The organism is uncultured Moraxella sp. (assembly GCF_945873075.1).
GTDB lineage: Bacteria > Pseudomonadota > Gammaproteobacteria > Pseudomonadales > Moraxellaceae > Moraxella.
The window spans coordinates 105,383-121,727 of the sequence record NZ_CAMCBS010000004.1; the positions used below are offsets into that span (position 1 = coordinate 105,383).

The window sequence follows — 16,345 nt, forward strand, 5'->3', positions numbered from 1 at the left end:
TATCCCTACTCCGCCGTATCAATAATCACGCCCTGATGGTTGATATAGTACCATTTATCATTTAATCGCACTTTTGCTTTTTGGTTATCAAAGAAAGGATGTGCATTGTCAAATTGTAACGGTATGACCATTTCGCCTTTTGTATTGATATAGCCATATTTACCATCAAGTTTTACCACTCGCAATTCCCCGCCAAAAGGCAAAATATCATCAAACCATACATCAGACAGGATATTACCCTGTCTGTCTATCAAATTCATTTTGCCATTTAGCGTAACGGTAGTAACGCCATCATAAAAATGACCCATCATATGATACCATCGCCCGCCAATTGGCTTGCCTGTTTGATCAATGTATGCCCGCTGACGAATACCGTTGTTAATTTTTACCACCCCTGCCAAGCCGTTCTTGAATTTCTCGGCATCATCATAGCGATCCAAACTAATCCACAAACCTTTTTTATTAATATACGCATATTTGATGGTATGCTCCCCAGTTTTTTCACCAATTTTGGCAATGCCTTCGGAAAAATCATCTACATAGGCAAACTGTAGCTCAATCACCATTTTGCCCTGCTCATTGACAAATCCCCCAGCGGTCATCCACACGCACCGCAGCCATGCCGTCATGAAAAGCACTTACTTTGTCATACATGGGTTTGACAAGCGTCTTGCCCGTTTTTAAATCCGCAAATCCATATTTAATCTGCTCTTGCTCTTTTTTGGCGATGATGATTTTGTGCTCGTTAATCCACCCAATCAACTCATAATCAAATGGCAAAACAATTTTGCCCGTACGGTCAATCACACCGCCCTTATCTTGATAAGATACTCTTAAATATCCATCATCTTCACGAATATCTTGATATTTGATATTGGCAATGATTTTGCCATCTGTATTAATCGCCCCATATTGGTGATTTTCACGCACTTTAATCAGCTCATCATTCAAAAAACGCATTTGTTGGTAGCGAAATTCAGTCATTGGCTTGTCTGACAAATTAATCAATCCATATTTGCCATTTTGTTGAGCGATGGCGTATTGCTTGGTTGGGCAAGACAGCGATTCGTATTTTGGTTCAATAAACTGTTTATTATTGATATCAATCAATCCAAATTTATCATTTTGTTTAACTTCAATATATTCTCCACAAAAATAAATGGACTGATACGCAAGGGGAATGATAAGCTGACCATCAAGCTTTGCCACACCCCAAGTCTTGCCATCCATAGACACGCTAGCAAGACCAAGCTCCCGATTAGCCCACCCACCACAAGAATTCACATGATTATATCCAACAATGGAGCGTTTGGCACAACCAGCCATGTTTTCTTGCTGAGCTCTAGTACCATGATCTTCTATAAATACTGAATTTGCAAAAGCAGACATCGACAGCCCCAAACTTAGGCACAATAACCACTGTTTCATTTTTCTATCCTTATCATAAGTCAATCAGCCAAATTTCATCATAATTTAAGCGATTTTGCAATGATATCTTGGCAAATATCCAAAGTTGAATAAATCTCACTGTATTATGCTTGCAATCAAAAAAAACACCAAACCAAACCTTAAAATGTACCTATTATGACACTTTTGTTTAATGTAACTTATTTTATATAAAATTCATTTAATTATCAAAGAGATAATAAAAGTTACATTTTTTTACTTTACTTTTCCAATTTTTTACATAAAAATACAATCAGTTTCGTCAAAAATTAATTATTTAATAAGGAGCATTACATGAAACTGAAAAGTACTATTTTTGCGTTCAGCGCTGCATTGACACTAACTGGCTGTTCAACTGTTGCGGACATTACTGGCTCTAGCAGCATGCAACTCAATGCTGATGCAGAAAGCAGCTATTCGCAAATTAAAGCGGTTGAGCAGATTGAAACCAATACAGCAACTGCTCGTCGCGTACAGGCAATCTTTAACCGCATGCGCCCTTTTGCAGATGCCGCCAATGAAACTGGCATGAAATTTAATTGGGAAATTGTTACTATTCGCTCCGACAAATTAAATGCATGGGCGATGCCTGGTGGTAAAATGGCAGTTTACACTGGCATTGTCGAAAAACTAAAATTAACTGATGATGAGCTAGCAGCCATCATTGGTCATGAAATGGCGCATGCACTTAAAGAGCATAGCAAAAAACAAGCCGGTCAGCAGGTTCTAACTGGTCTTGCTAAAAAATATGGCACACAGTTACTACAAGCCAAAACCAACATTAATGCAAGCCATATTGATCTTGGTGCAGATTTGCTGAGTGAATATGGATTGGATAAGCCATATTCACGCAGTCATGAAACGGAAGCTGATCGCCTTGGCGTTTTATTGATGGCACAAGCAGGATACAATCCGCAAAGTGCAGTAACCGTTTGGGAAAAAATGAAAGCTCAGTCTGGTAAAGGCAATAAACTCTTGTCATTTATGTCCACCCATCCTGGTCATGAAGCGCGCATCGAAGCAATCACGAAACAACTTCCTGAAGTAATGCCGATTTATGAGCAAGCCAAAAAACGCTAATTGGGCATCTTTTTGCCAACAACCAAGCGGTCATCAAAATTTTGATGACCGTTTTTTATATAGTTATTCTTTAAAAAAAATTATTGTATTATGAGATAATTTGTATCGTCATTCAAAATTGAAAAAGCTGAATAAATCTCACTGTATTATAGTTATACTGAAAATTATTCATTCTATGGCAAGTTGTGCTATAATTGTACAAATTTTCAGCGAATTATACCCATGCTCGAAATCCGCCATCTACAAATGCTCAGCGCACTCAAGCGTCACGGCTCGCTTGCCACCACCGCCGAAGAGATGAACCTGACCGCATCCGCCATCAGTCATCAGCTCAAAGAGCTTGAAAGCTATTATGACATCAGCCTTGTCAATCGTCGCACACGTCCCGTCAGCTTCACACCGGCAGGGCTGTTGATGCTACAGCTGGCGGATAATATCCTACCGCAGGTGGCACGCACCAAATCCGATATCCGCAGGCTTGCTCACGGTCAGGCAGGACGATTGCGTTTGGCGAGCGAGTGCCATAGCTGTTTTGATTGGTTGATGCCGATTTTGAATGTGTATCGTAAGCAGTACAGCGATGTGGAGCTTGATTTTGCGACCGGTTTTGAGCCTGAACCGCATCAGATGCTGATGGATAATGAGATTGATTTGTTGATTACCGCCAGTGATTTGCCGATTGATGGGATTAGTTATCAGCCGTTATTCACTTATGAGAGTCGCTTGGTGCTCTCGCCTGCGCATCGCTTGGCAAGCCGAGATACCATCAGCGCTGATACCTTGAGCGACCAGACTTTGATTGCTTATCCAGTCGAAGAAAGCCGCCTTGATATCATCGCCAAATTCCTTGCCCCTGCAGGTATCACGCCTGCGCATATCCGCACCACAGAGCTCACCGCCATGCTGATTCAGCTGGTGGCATCTGAGCGTGGTGTGGCAGCCCTGCCTGATTGGGTGGTGGCAGAATACGAACGTAAGGGCTGGGTAGTCTCCCGTCCACTGGGCAGTGGCGTGTATTGTCAGCTGTATGCAGCCATTCGCACGGATGACCGTCAGATGGATTATATGAAAGGGTTTTTGGGATTGCTTGATGGGATTAAAAAGCCGTGAAGATTGGCAAAATCACGCCAAACTTAATTATTGAACAAAAACAAGTTCAATGCTAGACTACAAGCAATACAAATAACAATAAAAAGGATAAATCATGATACTAGACCTACCCCCAAATATCGAACAAATCATCATCGCACGCGCCCAAGAACAAGGCGTCAGTGCAGAAGAGTGGATTACCAAAATCGTCAGTACGCACACCGAGTCCATGACGGTGGCTGAATATTTTGCACAAGCCAAACCCTTGACATCATTCAAGAATATTGACCCATTAGAATATCAAAAGGCTGTGCGTGATGAATGGGATTAGATATTTGCTTGATACTTGTACGCTGATTGGGCTACAAAAACAAACTGCTGATAGCCTAGCTTTGGTTAGCGCACACAATGCATTGATGAATGAATGCGCCATCAGCCTAATCACCTATATGGAATTTGTGGGGTTTTATGGCGTGGATGATGAGACAGCAAAGCAGCTTGAGCAAATTACCAGCCATTTTGTTCAGTTACCAATTGATACGAGAATCGCTCAATTAACCATTCAATTAAGACAACGCCACAAAATCAAACTGCCTGATTGCTTGGTGCTTGTCACCGCTTTGGCGCACAATCTTGAGCTATTGACACTGGATGACGGCTTAAAGCGTAAGTTTGACAAAGAGCGTTTACGATTGGATGAGTGAATTTAGCCAATAATCACAGCTTATCACGCCATCCATCCGCCGTATAACACCGCCACCACACTCACCAGCATCGCCACTTCCACCATTTCAATGCTTGCGCCCACTGTATCGCCTGTGATACCGCCAAGTCGCCCAACGAATCGCCATCTTAGCCAAGATAGCATCACTACCCACGCCCCAAGCATCACCACAGCCAACTGCCACGATAGCACACCCAGCACTGCCCCAAAGCCTGCCACCACAAGCCATAGCAGTGATTTTGGCACATCTTGCAAGGCAGAACCAAGCCCTTGCTGTCTGACATAAGGCGTAGTCGCAAACAGCACAAGCACTCCAAGTCGCCCAAGCATCGGTATCATCAGCCACACAAGCGACGCATCGTACTCATCATCAAGCATCAATAGGCCATACACGCTCGCCCACTTTAGCATCAGGCACAGCACAATGGCTATCACCCCCATCGCCCCTGCGTTCGGGTCTTTCATGATGGCAAGTGTTCGCTCTCGGTCACCAAAACCGCCCACCCACGCATCCGCCGTATCCGCCAAGCCATCCAAATGCAGCCCACCTGTCAAGCCCACCCACACTGCGACGATTAGGCAGGATAAGAGCATGATAGGCAGATGAATAAAACTTGCCATCAGCCACAATACGCCACCAAGCATCAAACCAATCACAGGATAAAACAGCATGGATAAGGCATTTTGCTCTCGGCTAGGTAGATAGGGCAGACGCACTGACACTGTGGTCATAAATTGCACAGCGATTAACAGTGGAATGATGATTTTATGATAAATCATGGCAATAACAAGCGATTATTTTGCAGGATAAAGGTATGAAATTCGCCCAATTCGGCAGGTTGTTTTAAAATCTCATCAAGCGACAAACCTTGAGCTTTGCAATACAGATATTTAATCACCCCGCCATGCGTGATGACACACAGTCTGTCATAGCGGTGCGTATTGGCAAACTGTACCATCTGGACAAGCGCATCATCAATCCGCCCTGCAAACGCATCCACACTCTCGCCATCAGGCGGTGTGAATTGGGTCGGTGTCTGCCACCACATCGCCATCTCATCGGGAAATTGCTCAAATAACTCAGCCGTCGCTCGCCCTTCCCACTCCCCAAAATCCATCTCACCCAGCGCATCCATGATACAAAGTGGCAGCTGATATTCTGCTGATTTTTGGTGGGCGATGTCCGCACAGCGAGACAGTGGTGATGAGATGATGGCTTGCCACTGATGCACAGGCAGATAATTATCAAAAGCCGTCGTCATCTGCTCACACCCCTTGTCAGTCAAAGGGTCATCGAGCTGTCCACGCAGGATATGACCTTTGGCAAGTAGCCGAGTTTCGCCATGTCGCAACAACGACAGCATAAGCCCGCTTTCACTTGCGCTTTTACTTTGCCCATCACTCATCACGATTACTCACGCCCGCTTCTCCAAACGTCGCCATTTGCGCGTGTACCACACACGCAAGCTGAATCACTCCAAAGGCAGTTGTCGCTCCTGTCCCTTCGCCAAGTCTCAACCTCAAATCCAATAAAGGTTTGGCATTTAAAGCGTTTAATACTTTTTGATTGCCATATTCAGCAGATGTATGTGAAAACAGCATATACTCACGAACATCAGGATTGATGTGTACTGCACATAAGGCACACACGGCGGAAATAAATCCACCAATAATCACAGGTAAACCTAATTGCCCCGCACGCAGATAAGCGCCCACCATCGCCACCATCTCAAAGCCACCGACACTTTGTAGGGCAAGTAGTGGATTGTTTTGGCAAATTTCTTTATATTTATTAATTGCTTGCTGAATTACTTGAGTTTTATGCACAAAGGTTTTTTCATCAATTCCTGTTCCCAAGCCTGTTAGACTTTGTGCATTTTCATCTAATAATAATCCTGCCAAAGCCGAACTTGCCGTGGTATTGCCAATGCCCATTTCCCCTGCGATATAAATATCTGCCCCCTGTTCTACCGCTTTTTCAACGCTATATTTACCAATTTCTAGGGCTTTTTGGCATTGCTCGGCACTCATGGCAGGCCCATCCAAAAAGTTTTGAGTTTGTGGAGCAATGTGAAATTGTTCCACACCGTCCACCGCATAAGGCTCTCCCACCGAACCACAATCAATCACTTGACTTATCGCACCATAATGGCGTGCCATCACACTAATACACGCACCGCCTGTCGCAAAATTATAAAGCATTTGCCGAGTTACCGCCTGTGGATAGGCAGATACCCCAGCATTAGCGATACCGTGGTCGCCTGCAAAGGTACAAATATAAAGCTGTTTTGCTGTTGGACACACCTTGCCTTGCATACCTGCCAACTCTGTCACCACCTCTTCCATTTGCCCTAATGCCCCTGTTGGCTTGGTTAATTGGTTTTGGCGGTCGTAAGCCCCTTTGCGTGCGGTTTGGTTGATTGGTTTAATCGGGTTTAAATACCACATAGCCACTCCTTGTAAGTCTTTGTCAAATCATGATTTTTTAGGTTAATGGATTTGTTGAAGGTTTTAACACCATCGGCAACCCCGCCACACAAAACACCACTTTATCCGCCATTTGAGCGATGGTTTGATGTAACCAACCACTCTCATCAACAAATCGCCGTGTTAGTTCACCCATAGGCACAACGCCAAGCCCTGTTTCATTACTCACCAAAATCACGGTGGCACGGGTCACTTGAAGCTCGTTTAAAAATTCATTTTTATACATTTGAAATCGCCCATCATCTTGGCATAATAAATTGGACAGCCAAAGCGTCAAGCAATCCAGCAAAATCACGCTTTGCTCATCGTTATATTGAGCGAAAATTTTGGCTAAATCATATTGCTCTTCTATCGTTTGCCAATGCTTTGGTCGGCTTTGTTGATGATGTTCAATGCGTTGTATCATTTCATCATCATATCGCCCTGCGGTTGCTACATAGATGATGCGTTTGCCTTGCTGTTCATAGTCTTTGGCAAGCTGTTCGGCGTGGCGGGATTTGCCCGAGCGTGCGCCACCTAAGATAAAATAAATCATGCAATATCCCTTTTATTTTAATCTGATTTCATGCTGATTATATAGTTTTCCTTGTAAATCTGTCGCATCAAAGGTTGCAAACATCAAACGATTGACAGGGATGTCTAGCACTGTCGCTGCCACGCTGTTTAAGCGGTTTATCACAGCATCATAATCAAAATCTTCGCGATACAATCCCAAAGTAATATGCGGTGTATAAGTCAGCGGTGCGATTTCTTGATGATGACTGCCAAGATGTTGGCGAATCTGCATCAAGGCAGGATGCATCTTGACACCCACATAGGCACAGTTGATAAAACTGCCCAAACCCTGCGTCGTCAGATGAAATCTAGATAACTGCAACTTTTGTAACTCATTAATTTGCTTGGTTAAAATACACTCATCAAAGTCATCATCATACTGGCAGTTATCCACATAAAAGCCATTGACAAACAGCGTGATATGCCACTGACGGCGATAATTATCTGCAAACAACTCGCCAAGCTCATCACGCAAGCTTTGACAATATGCCACCACCTTATCATCATCAATCGGGATATACCACACGCCATAATGCTGTCGCCCCTTATGCCACTTTTGATAATCAGCAGTGGTGAGCGGTGAGACGGCTGTTGGCGTGGTCATGGGATTATTGTGTATATTTATTAAATAATGATAGGCTTAGGCGATTTTTAGGCTTTGCATATCCCATCGTGGTACGCACGCCACCGACAAGCCATCAGCCTGCCCTGCTTTTAGACGGCAGTAGCCTGCATAAGCAATCATCGCCCCATTATCGGTGCACAGCTCAGGCGGTGCGTAGTGCACGACGGCATTGATTTTGTTCAGTTCATGCTCTAAGCTGTGGCGCAGTGAGCGGTTGGCGGATACGCCGCCTGCGATGACTAGGTGTTTTAGACCCGTTTGTTTGAGTGCTTTGACGCATTTTTTGACTAGCGTATCCACCACCGCATATTCAAAGCTTGCGGCAATATCGGCTCGCACCACAGGGTCGCTGTCGGCATTTGGCGTGTCTTTAATAAGATTATGCACGGCTGTTTTCATGCCACTGAACGAAAAATCCAGCCCCTTATGTAGCATCGGGCGTGGCAGTTCATAGGCATGGCGATTGCCCGTTTCGGCAAGCTTTGCCACATTTGGGCCGCCCGGATACGGCAGGCTCAGCATCTTGGCAGCTTTATCAAAGCACTCACCGGCCGCATCATCAATCGACTCGCCAAGCACGGTGTATTGCCCCACGCCATCGGCCCGCACAAGCATGGTATGACCACCCGACACGAGTAAGCACACAAAAGGAAACTCCACGCCATCGCCCGTCATCACAGGCGCAAGCAAATGCCCTTCCATATGATGCACACCGATGGCAGGCACACCCAGCCCAAAGGCAAGCGTCCGCCCAAACAGCGCACCGGTCATCAGCGCCCCAATCAGCCCCGGCCCTTTGGTATAGGCGACGGCATCGATGTCTGATTTATCAATATTGGCTTTATTTAATAATTCATGAAACAGCGGGACAAGCTTGCGGATATGGTCACGACTGGCAAGCTCGGGCACGACACCGCCATAAGTGGCGTGTAGCTCAATTTGCGAGTACAGCACTTGGGCAAGCACACCGCCTTTGCCGTCGTTGAGCGTATCATCATAAATGGCAAGCCCTGTTTCATCACAGGAAGTTTCTAGGCCTAAAATTTTCATTGTTGGTCAATTTCTTCAATTCATTCACATAAATCCTTTGATTATAGCATAATTTGATGACAATTCGCCGCATCTTAGTCAATGCTTGAGTGGTTTTTGACCATTATTTATTAAATAAATGATAAATGAAAAATCATCACCAAAAGCAACGGTGATATGCTCAGTAAACGCTTGTTTTTGGTGTTGAAACATAGTAAATTGTAATGTGTACTGTGCAGTCATTTTGTAATGACAGCGATTGACGCAGTATTGTTTTATAACTTTTTGTGATGATCCTATGCTGCTGACAGCTAAATAAGTAGGCAAAACAGGGAAAATGTGGCATAATACGCCGCGTTTATTTCAGTGATAACAATCAAACGACATTAAAAAGGAGCTCGTATGAGTAAATCTACAATCGTCTATACGCACACCGACGAAGCCCCAGCACTCGCAACTTACTCTCTACTTCCCATCATTCAAGCCTTTGGCAAGACCGCCGACATCGAATTTGTAACCAGTGACATCTCACTTGCCGGCCGTATCCTAGCGACTTTCCCAGAGTATCTGACCGAAGAACAGCGTATTCCTGATGCCCTAGCTGAGCTTGCGGTGCTAGTGACCAAGCCTGAAGCGAACATCATCAAACTACCAAACATCTCAGCATCAGTACCACAGCTACTAGCCGCTATCAAAGAGCTACAAGCTCATGGCTATGCACTGCCTGACTATCCAACCAACCCACAAACTGACGAAGAAAAAGACATCCAGTCTCGCTACGACAAAATCAAAGGCTCAGCGGTAAACCCTGTACTGCGTGAAGGTAACTCAGACCGCCGTGCACCAAATGCCGTAAAAAACTTCGCCAAAAAATACCCACACAGCATGGGCGCTTGGGGCAAAGATTCTAAGTCACACGTGGCAACCATGACACATGGCGACTTTTTCCACAATGAGCAGTCTTATACTACTGAAAACGCGGACAATGTTTCTATCGTCTTTACTGACACCGCAGGTAACAAAACTGAACTGCGTAAGCCAGTTACTCTAAAAGCAGGCGAAATCATTGACGCAACCGTCATGAGCAAAAAAGCGCTAGTGTCATTCCTAGAAGCACAAATCAAAGATGCCAAAGAGCAAGGCGTGCTATTCTCACTACATATGAAAGCTACCATGATGAAAGTCTCTGACCCAATCATCTTTGGTCATGCGGTCAAGGCATTCTTTGCCCCTGTGTTTGAGCAATATGGCGATGCACTAGCGGCAGCGGGCGTTGATGTCAATAATGGCTTTGGCAATCTACTAGCCAACCTAGACAAGCTAGATGCGGACACCCGTGCAGGCGTCGAAAAAGCTATCGCTGATGCGTATGCAGCCAATCCAAGCCTAGCGATGGTGGATAGCGACAAAGGCATCACCAACCTACACGTACCAAGCGATGTCATCGTCGATGCATCAATGCCTGCGATGATTCGTAACTCAGGCTGTATGTGGGATAAAGAAGGCAAAGCTGTTGATACCAAAGCAGTTATCCCTGACAGCAGCTATGCTGGCGTATATCAAGCCGTGATTGATTTTTGCCGTGAAAATGGTGCATTTGACCCAACCACGATGGGTAGCGTGCCAAACGTCGGCTTGATGGCTCAAAAAGCCGAAGAATACGGCTCACACGACAAGACCTTTGAAATCAAAGCTGATGGTAAAGTTGAAGTATTCAACCAAGCAGGTCAGCTACTGATGAGCCACGATGTCGAAGCAGGTGACATCTGGCGTATGTGCCAAACCAAAGATGCACCAATCAAAGACTGGGTAAAACTTGCTGTCAATCGTGCACGCCTAAGCAACACCCCTGCGGTATTCTGGCTAGATGAACGCCGTCCACACGACGCAAGCTTGATTGCCAAAGTCAAAGTGTATCTAAACGAGCTTGACACCGACGGTCTAGACATCCGTATCCTATCACCAGAAGAAGCGACCAAGTTCTCATTGGTACGCCTAAAAAATGGCGAAAACACCATCTCTGTGACTGGTAACGTACTGCGTGACTACCTAACTGACCTATTCCCAATCCTAGAGCTAGGCACTTCTGCCAAGATGCTATCGATTGTTCCATTGATGAACGGTGGCGGTATGTTCGAAACAGGCGCGGGCGGTTCTGCACCGAAGCATGTACAGCAGTTCAACGAAGAGAACCATCTGCGTTGGGACAGCCTAGGCGAGTTCTTGGCATTGGCAGTATCGTTTGAGCACCTAGCCCAAACCACTGGCAACACCAAAGCACAAGTCCTAGCCGAGACGCTAGACAGCGCCACCGAGAAACTACTACTCGAAGACAAATCACCAAAACGCAAAGTGGGTGAGCTTGACAACCGTGGTAGCCACTTCTATCTAGCGATGTGGTGGGCTCAAGCGTTGGCAGCACAAACCAAAGATGCTGACATCGCTGCCAAGTTTGCGCCAGTGGCCCAAGCACTGACTGCAAACGAAGCAAAAATCGTTGAAGAACTAAACCAAGTTCAAGGCGTAGCAACCGATATTGGTGGCTACTACAGCCCTGACTTTGCCAAAGCATCAGCAGCCATGCGCCCAAGTGCAACACTAAACCAAGCACTTGAACTGCTGAACTAACCATCCATCGATGATGAAAAAGTGCCTTAACAGCTCGTTAAGGCACTTTTTATTGTTGACACTTTTAGTATCGATTTGCAAATTTCTGATAACTTTAAAAATCAAGCAAGTTATGAAAAATCTCGCATAATCAAACACTTACAATCAAATACTTATAGATACCGCTTAAGAATATCCGCCATCATCTGTATGTGCAATTCATCGGTATTGAGCGCAGGGATATAGGCATAGGACTTACCCCCTGCCGCCATAAAATTATCCCGATTTTCTACCGCCAGCTCTTCGAGCGTCTCAAGACAATCCGCCGAAAACGCAGGGCTTGCCACTTGCACCGACACCCCTTGCGCACCCCAGCTCTCTAGCAGCTCATCGGTATAGGGCTTGAGCCACTCTTGCGCCCCAAAGCGTGACTGAAAGCTCACCGCCCATTGATTGGCAGTTAAGCCAAGCTTATCAGCAACCAAAACGGCGGTTTTACGGCATTGCTCTGGATACGGGTCGCCCTTGTCCGCATAGGGCTTGGGGATACCATGAAAGCTGAACAACAGCTTATCAGCTTGACCATGCTCATCCCAAAAACGACGCACGCTCGCCACCAGCGCATCGATATACAGCGGATGGTCGTGATAATCTTTGATAAAATGAATCTCAGGCATATTGCGACTTGCCATCGCAAATTCTGCCACCTTATCAAAAGCCGCTGCTGTCGATGTCGCCGAATACTGCGGATACAGTGGCAAAATCACAAACCGCTCAACGCCTTCGGCACTTAGGCGCGCCATCGTATCTTTGATGGATGGATTGCCATAGGTGGTCGCAGGATACACGGGCGTATCGATGCCCTGATGCGATAGATGCGCTTGCAGCTCATTTGCCTGACTTTTTAAAATCGCAAGTAGTGGCGAGCCATCAGCCGTCCACACGCTTTGATAGGCATGGGCGACACGCTTTGGGCGAGTGGTCAGCACAAAGGCATTTAGGATAATTTGCCAAATCAGCTTGGGGATTTCAATCACCCGAGTATCGCTCAAAAACTCTCGCAAGTACGCACGCACCGCCGATGGCATCGGCTCATCTGGCGTGCCCAAATTCACCAATAAAATGGCTGTTTTTTTTGACATCATACAACGACTTAATGGATTAATTAAAATGATGCTTAGTGTAGCATTTTTTGACCAAAAAATCCGCTAAATTTGCCTAATGATTGACTTTAACTACTTAAACAATTTGCACCTATGGCACATAAAGATGTATAAAATCTCCCAAAAACATTGCCATTGTCATCATTTCGCTCTACAATATCATCACCAAAGTTTTGCGATTTTACCGTTAGGAATTTGTTAATTTTATACTAATTATTTTTAAATAAATTAGGGGAAATTTGTGCAATCAACCGATTCTACTGCACCACACCTTGACCCATCATCCGTTGGCATTGTCACACCACAGACATTGCATTTTGACACGCCTTTATTATTAGAATGTCAGCGAATTTTGCCATCATTTGAGCTCGTCATCGAAACCTATGGCACACTCAATACCGATAAATCAAACGCCATCTTAATCTGCCATGCCTTATCTGGCAGTCATCATGCAGCAGGCTACCACAGTGCAGATGACACCAAGCCCGGCTGGTGGGATGCTCTAATCGGCCCAAACAAAGCCATTGATACCAATCAGTTTTATGTCGTGTGTCTTAACAACATCGGCTCGTGTCATGGCTCGACAGGCCCAACGACCATCAATCCTGAGACAGGCAAAATTTATGGGGCGGATTTTCCACTCATCACCATCAAAGACTGGGTCAAAACCCAAGTCATGCTCTCAGACCGACTAGGCATCGACAAATGGCACGCCATCATCGGCGGCTCAATGGGCGGAATGCAGGCGCTACAATGGTCGGTGGATTATCCCGACCGCTTGGCACGAGCCGTGATTATCGCAAGCACGCCAAAGCTGTCCGCCCAGAACATCGCCTTTAACGAAGTGGCACGCCAATCCATCTTATCCGACCCTGATTTTCATGATGGCTGGTATCTGGAGCATGGCACTTATCCCCGTCGTGGCTTAATTTTGGCACGCATGGTTGGGCACATCACCTACATCACCGAAGAAGCGATGAAAGCCAAATTTGGCCGTGATTTAAAATCAGGCAAATTCATGTACGGCTACGATGTGGAATTTCAGGTCGAAAGCTATTTACGCTATCAAGGCGAACGCTTTAGCCAAAATTTCGATGCCAACACTTATTTGCTCATGACCAAAGCACTAGATTATTTTGACCCGACTCGTGATTATGCCGATGACAAGCTTAGCGAAGAAGAAGCATTAAAAATCGCTCTAGCTCGCACCAAATGTCAGTTTTTGGTGATTTCATTCACGACCGATTGGCGATTCTCCCCCGAACGCTCGATTGAGCTTGTCGATGCCCTGATTGCCAATCAAAAGCCGGTGAGTTTTTTGAATGTCGATGCACCGCATGGGCATGATTCGTTTTTGTTTGACATTCCCCGCTATACTCAAGCAGTCAAAGGCTTTTTGAGCGCACCACTTCGCAAAAATACAACCGATAAGCCAACCAACCATAAATCAACTAAGGAGCAAGTATGAACAATATCGACCATCAACTTGCTGAAAAATGGATTAAGCCAAATTCACGAGTACTGGACTTAGGCTGCGGTGATGGCACGCTCTTAGCACACCTACAAGACAGTCTTGGTGTAAGTGGTTATGGGCTTGAGATTGATGAAGCCAAAATCAATGAAGCAGTGGCAAAAGGTCTAAATATCATCGAACAAGACCTGAACGATGGCTTGGCACGATTTGGCGACCAAAGCTTTGATACTGTGGTGATGGCACGAGCCTTGCAAGCGGTCAAATCCCCTGACAAACTGCTCGTGGATATGCTACGAGTTGCCAAAGAAGGCATCGTCACTTTTCCAAACTTCGCCTATTGGCAAAACCGTGTATATCTAGGCATCAAAGGCATCATGCCAATGAGCGAAACCCTGCCGCACGAATGGTATAACACGCCCAACATTCATCTATGCACATTCAAGGACTTTGAGCGACTGTGCGATGACAATAACATCCGCATTCTAGATGCCGTTGCCATCAGTGATAAGCCCAGCCCAAAAATCCCTGCATCGATTATGAATCATTTTGTGAAGCGTGCACCGAATTTGCTGGCTGATGTGGCGATTTATCGTATCGCAAAACATTAGCAAACCTGACCGTTTTGACAATTTATGTACATTGTCATTACGGTTTTGTTATTGAGTTTTTTGTCATAAAATGCTAAGCTAGATATAAAATAACCAACACTCAAAGAGCTATTTTTTCTTAGTTGGTCTTAATTTACTGATTAATATTCTAGGCGCAATCATTTGCCCATATCTCACGCCCTGGAGCCATCATGAAAATTCTAAAAATCGCCTTATTATCAACAGTTCTTGGTAGTGCCAGCATCACTCAAGCGCAGATTCATCAAAATACTTCTGCTCGCTACGAAACCATGGACATCGCAAGCCTAACCAATCAAGCTGCGAGTGGCAATCACCATGCGCAGTTTTTTCTTGCCAAGCGACTACAAAAAGGTGAAGGCGTCGCCAAAGATGCCAATAAAGCCGTGTATTGGTACACTCGCGCTGCCGAACAAAACATCGCACCAGCACAGCTGAATCTGGGAATCATGTATCTCCGCGGTGAAGGAGTCAAGGCGGATTTGGCAACTGGTCGAGCATGGCTTGAGCGTGCCGCCAATCTGGGCGATAACCGTGCCAGCTATGCGCTTGCAATGATTGATGAACAGCAGCAACGCCTAGTCGATGCCTATAAATGGTATGATCTATCGACTCGTGATGGCATGCTGGATGAAAGTGTGCGCAACCGTGCCAAAGCAAAGGTTAGCCAATTGGCATTAAACCTATCATCCAGTGAGATCGAATCTGCCAAGCGCAGTGCCAATGCTTGGTTCCAAAACCAATGATGATGACATCCATCGTCACTCAGTGAGCTTCGGCTCACTTTTTCATGTTCCGAAAAGTTATTACATTGCCTTTATAATAGGAGTCATTATGAAAGCTCAGCAAGGATTTACGCTCATTGAATTACTCATCGTCATCGTGATTATCGGTGTGCTAGCAATGTTTGCCATCCCGCAATACCAAAATTACACTGCATCATCCCAAGTCAGCCGCGTGGTGATGGAAACTAGCCAGCTCAGAACCGCTGTTGATATGTGCTTAATGCAAGGCATTACCGATGCTGCCAAATGCGATATCGGCGCCTTTAACAGCGATTTGATGAAAGACAACAAGCCAACCATCACGCTTGGAAACGATATTAAAATTGAAGCAACTTTTGCCAATAATGCATCAACAAGTATTCAGGGCAAAAAGGTCACCTGGGGCTATACTCAAGCCAATGGCTGGAGCTGTACCAGCGATGTTGGTGAAGATTTTGCAGTGAAGGGTTGTGCAACTTCTACCGCTGTAGCGCCCGCACCAGCTGGTCAATAATCAACACCCTCCCAAACCAAAGTGAGCTCCAGCTCACTTTTTTTATTCCAACTTTATACAACCCCTTTTCACCACACCTCCTCCTCAACACAAAACAAAACCCCCTTCATCTCTCGATGCAGGGGGCTTCAAATAAGGTGCTGACGATGACCTACTCTCACA

The 16,345-nt window shown here is 45.5% G+C and carries 18 protein-coding genes; 9 read left to right on the top strand and 9 right to left on the bottom strand.

Going from position 1 to position 16,345, the window contains the following annotated elements; translation table 11 throughout:
• Nucleotides 1–5: 5 nt before the first annotated feature.
• Nucleotides 6–602, bottom strand: a complete 597-nt coding sequence (locus Q0N89_RS02570; RefSeq protein ID WP_294033240.1) for a WG repeat-containing protein — start codon at nt 600–602, stop codon at nt 6–8.
• Nucleotides 577–1,284, bottom strand: a complete 708-nt coding sequence (locus Q0N89_RS02575; protein WP_294033241.1) for a WG repeat-containing protein — start codon at nt 1,282–1,284, stop codon at nt 577–579. Before Q0N89_RS02575 ends, Q0N89_RS02570 begins: the two co-directional genes overlap by 26 nt.
• Nucleotides 1,285–1,740: 456 nt before the next feature.
• On the opposite strand from Q0N89_RS02575, the gene Q0N89_RS02580 reads away from it, so the two are divergent.
• From Q0N89_RS02580 to Q0N89_RS02595, 4 genes are all read left to right on the top strand, one after another.
• Nucleotides 1,741–2,526, top strand: a complete 786-nt coding sequence (locus Q0N89_RS02580) for a M48 family metallopeptidase (RefSeq protein WP_294033242.1) — start codon at nt 1,741–1,743, stop codon at nt 2,524–2,526.
• A 222-nt stretch (nt 2,527–2,748) separates the two neighbouring features.
• Entirely contained in the window at nt 2,749–3,636 is an 888-nt protein-coding gene (locus Q0N89_RS02585) for a LysR family transcriptional regulator (protein ID WP_294033243.1), read from the top strand.
• 94 nt (nt 3,637–3,730) lie between these two features.
• Nucleotides 3,731–3,946 carry a hypothetical protein gene (locus Q0N89_RS02590; RefSeq protein ID WP_078254846.1) on the top strand — a complete coding sequence of 72 codons (216 nt, stop codon included), beginning with the start codon at nt 3,731–3,733 and terminating at the stop codon, nt 3,944–3,946.
• Entirely contained in the window at nt 3,933–4,319 is a 387-nt protein-coding gene (locus Q0N89_RS02595; protein ID WP_294033244.1) for a PIN domain-containing protein, read from the top strand. Before Q0N89_RS02590 ends, Q0N89_RS02595 begins: the two co-directional genes overlap by 14 nt.
• A gap of 23 nt (nt 4,320–4,342) precedes the next feature.
• Here the strand turns inward: Q0N89_RS02595 and Q0N89_RS02600 are convergent, their stop codons facing one another.
• Genes Q0N89_RS02600 through tsaD form a run of 6 tightly spaced genes read right to left on the bottom strand, consistent with a single transcriptional unit; the run spans nt 4,343 to nt 9,056 of the window.
• Nucleotides 4,343–5,101: an adenosylcobinamide-GDP ribazoletransferase gene (locus Q0N89_RS02600; protein WP_294033260.1), complete on the bottom strand. Its 759-nt coding sequence runs from the start codon at nt 5,099–5,101 to the stop codon at nt 4,343–4,345.
• Nucleotides 5,102–5,115: 14 nt separating this feature from the next.
• Nucleotides 5,116–5,745, bottom strand: coding sequence for a histidine phosphatase family protein (locus Q0N89_RS02605; protein WP_294033245.1), 630 nt, complete (start codon nt 5,743–5,745; stop codon nt 5,116–5,118).
• Nucleotides 5,738–6,787: a nicotinate-nucleotide--dimethylbenzimidazole phosphoribosyltransferase gene (cobT, locus tag Q0N89_RS02610; protein WP_294033246.1), complete on the bottom strand. Its 1,050-nt coding sequence runs from the start codon at nt 6,785–6,787 to the stop codon at nt 5,738–5,740. The genes Q0N89_RS02605 and cobT overlap by 8 nt, the downstream gene beginning before the upstream one ends.
• 37 nt (nt 6,788–6,824) lie before the next feature.
• A complete protein-coding gene (gene cobU, locus Q0N89_RS02615; protein WP_294033247.1) occupies nt 6,825–7,361 on the bottom strand; it encodes a bifunctional adenosylcobinamide kinase/adenosylcobinamide-phosphate guanylyltransferase in 537 nt (178 codons plus the stop codon).
• A 12-nt stretch (nt 7,362–7,373) separates the two neighbouring features.
• The gene (locus Q0N89_RS02620; protein WP_294033248.1) at nt 7,374–7,985 is read right to left on the bottom strand and encodes a 2'-5' RNA ligase family protein; all 612 of its coding nucleotides are present in this window, start codon (nt 7,983–7,985) and stop codon (nt 7,374–7,376) included.
• 36 nt (nt 7,986–8,021) lie between these two features.
• A complete protein-coding gene (tsaD, locus tag Q0N89_RS02625; RefSeq protein ID WP_294033249.1) occupies nt 8,022–9,056 on the bottom strand; it encodes a tRNA (adenosine(37)-N6)-threonylcarbamoyltransferase complex transferase subunit TsaD in 1,035 nt (344 codons plus the stop codon).
• 381 nt (nt 9,057–9,437) lie between these two features.
• On the opposite strand from tsaD, the gene Q0N89_RS02630 reads away from it, so the two are divergent.
• Entirely contained in the window at nt 9,438–11,663 is a 2,226-nt protein-coding gene (locus Q0N89_RS02630; protein WP_294033250.1) for an NADP-dependent isocitrate dehydrogenase, read from the top strand.
• Between the two features lie 152 nt (nt 11,664–11,815).
• Here the strand turns inward: Q0N89_RS02630 and hemH are convergent, their stop codons facing one another.
• Complete coding sequence (gene hemH, locus Q0N89_RS02635; RefSeq protein ID WP_294033251.1) at nt 11,816–12,787, bottom strand: ferrochelatase; 972 nt, start codon at nt 12,785–12,787, stop codon at nt 11,816–11,818.
• Between the two features lie 259 nt (nt 12,788–13,046).
• Between hemH and Q0N89_RS02640 the strand changes: the two genes are divergently transcribed.
• The 4 genes from Q0N89_RS02640 (at nt 13,047) to Q0N89_RS02655 (ending at nt 16,183) form a co-directional block, all read left to right on the top strand.
• Nucleotides 13,047–14,273 (top strand): homoserine O-acetyltransferase, encoded by a 1,227-nt coding sequence (locus Q0N89_RS02640; RefSeq protein WP_294033252.1) that lies wholly within the window; start codon nt 13,047–13,049, stop codon nt 14,271–14,273.
• Complete coding sequence (gene metW / locus Q0N89_RS02645) at nt 14,270–14,887, top strand: methionine biosynthesis protein MetW (RefSeq protein WP_294033253.1); 618 nt, start codon at nt 14,270–14,272, stop codon at nt 14,885–14,887. Before Q0N89_RS02640 ends, metW begins: the two co-directional genes overlap by 4 nt.
• 191 nt (nt 14,888–15,078) lie before the next feature.
• Nucleotides 15,079–15,651 carry a tetratricopeptide repeat protein gene (locus Q0N89_RS02650; protein ID WP_294033254.1) on the top strand — a complete coding sequence of 191 codons (573 nt, stop codon included), beginning with the start codon at nt 15,079–15,081 and terminating at the stop codon, nt 15,649–15,651.
• Nucleotides 15,629–16,183, top strand: coding sequence for a pilin (locus Q0N89_RS02655; protein WP_367178548.1), 555 nt, complete (start codon nt 15,629–15,631; stop codon nt 16,181–16,183). Before Q0N89_RS02650 ends, Q0N89_RS02655 begins: the two co-directional genes overlap by 23 nt.
• Nucleotides 16,184–16,345 lie beyond the last annotated feature (162 nt).

What these genes read in the sequence shown, in the direction of transcription:
- Q0N89_RS02605 (WP_294033245.1), bottom strand. Translation starts at nt 5,745, where the DNA reads ATGAGTGATGGGCAAAGTAAAAGCGCAAGTGAAAGCGGGCTTATGCTG.
- metW (WP_294033253.1), top strand. Translation starts at nt 14,270, where the DNA reads ATGAACAATATCGACCATCAACTTGCTGAAAAATGGATTAAGCCAAAT.
- Q0N89_RS02570 (WP_294033240.1), bottom strand. Translation starts at nt 602, where the DNA reads ATGACCGCTGGGGGATTTGTCAATGAGCAGGGCAAAATGGTGATTGAG.
- Q0N89_RS02590 (WP_078254846.1), top strand. Translation starts at nt 3,731, where the DNA reads ATGATACTAGACCTACCCCCAAATATCGAACAAATCATCATCGCACGC.
- tsaD (WP_294033249.1), bottom strand. Translation starts at nt 9,056, where the DNA reads ATGAAAATTTTAGGCCTAGAAACTTCCTGTGATGAAACAGGGCTTGCC.
- Q0N89_RS02585 (WP_294033243.1), top strand. Translation starts at nt 2,749, where the DNA reads ATGCTCGAAATCCGCCATCTACAAATGCTCAGCGCACTCAAGCGTCAC.
- Q0N89_RS02630 (WP_294033250.1), top strand. Translation starts at nt 9,438, where the DNA reads ATGAGTAAATCTACAATCGTCTATACGCACACCGACGAAGCCCCAGCA.
- Q0N89_RS02655 (WP_367178548.1), top strand. Translation starts at nt 15,629, where the DNA reads ATGCTTGGTTCCAAAACCAATGATGATGACATCCATCGTCACTCAGTG.
- cobT (WP_294033246.1), bottom strand. Translation starts at nt 6,787, where the DNA reads ATGTGGTATTTAAACCCGATTAAACCAATCAACCAAACCGCACGCAAA.
- hemH (WP_294033251.1), bottom strand. Translation starts at nt 12,787, where the DNA reads ATGATGTCAAAAAAAACAGCCATTTTATTGGTGAATTTGGGCACGCCA.
- cobU (WP_294033247.1), bottom strand. Translation starts at nt 7,361, where the DNA reads ATGATTTATTTTATCTTAGGTGGCGCACGCTCGGGCAAATCCCGCCAC.
- Q0N89_RS02580 (WP_294033242.1), top strand. Translation starts at nt 1,741, where the DNA reads ATGAAACTGAAAAGTACTATTTTTGCGTTCAGCGCTGCATTGACACTA.
- Q0N89_RS02620 (WP_294033248.1), bottom strand. Translation starts at nt 7,985, where the DNA reads ATGACCACGCCAACAGCCGTCTCACCGCTCACCACTGCTGATTATCAA.
- Q0N89_RS02595 (WP_294033244.1), top strand. Translation starts at nt 3,933, where the DNA reads ATGAATGGGATTAGATATTTGCTTGATACTTGTACGCTGATTGGGCTA.
- Q0N89_RS02650 (WP_294033254.1), top strand. Translation starts at nt 15,079, where the DNA reads ATGAAAATTCTAAAAATCGCCTTATTATCAACAGTTCTTGGTAGTGCC.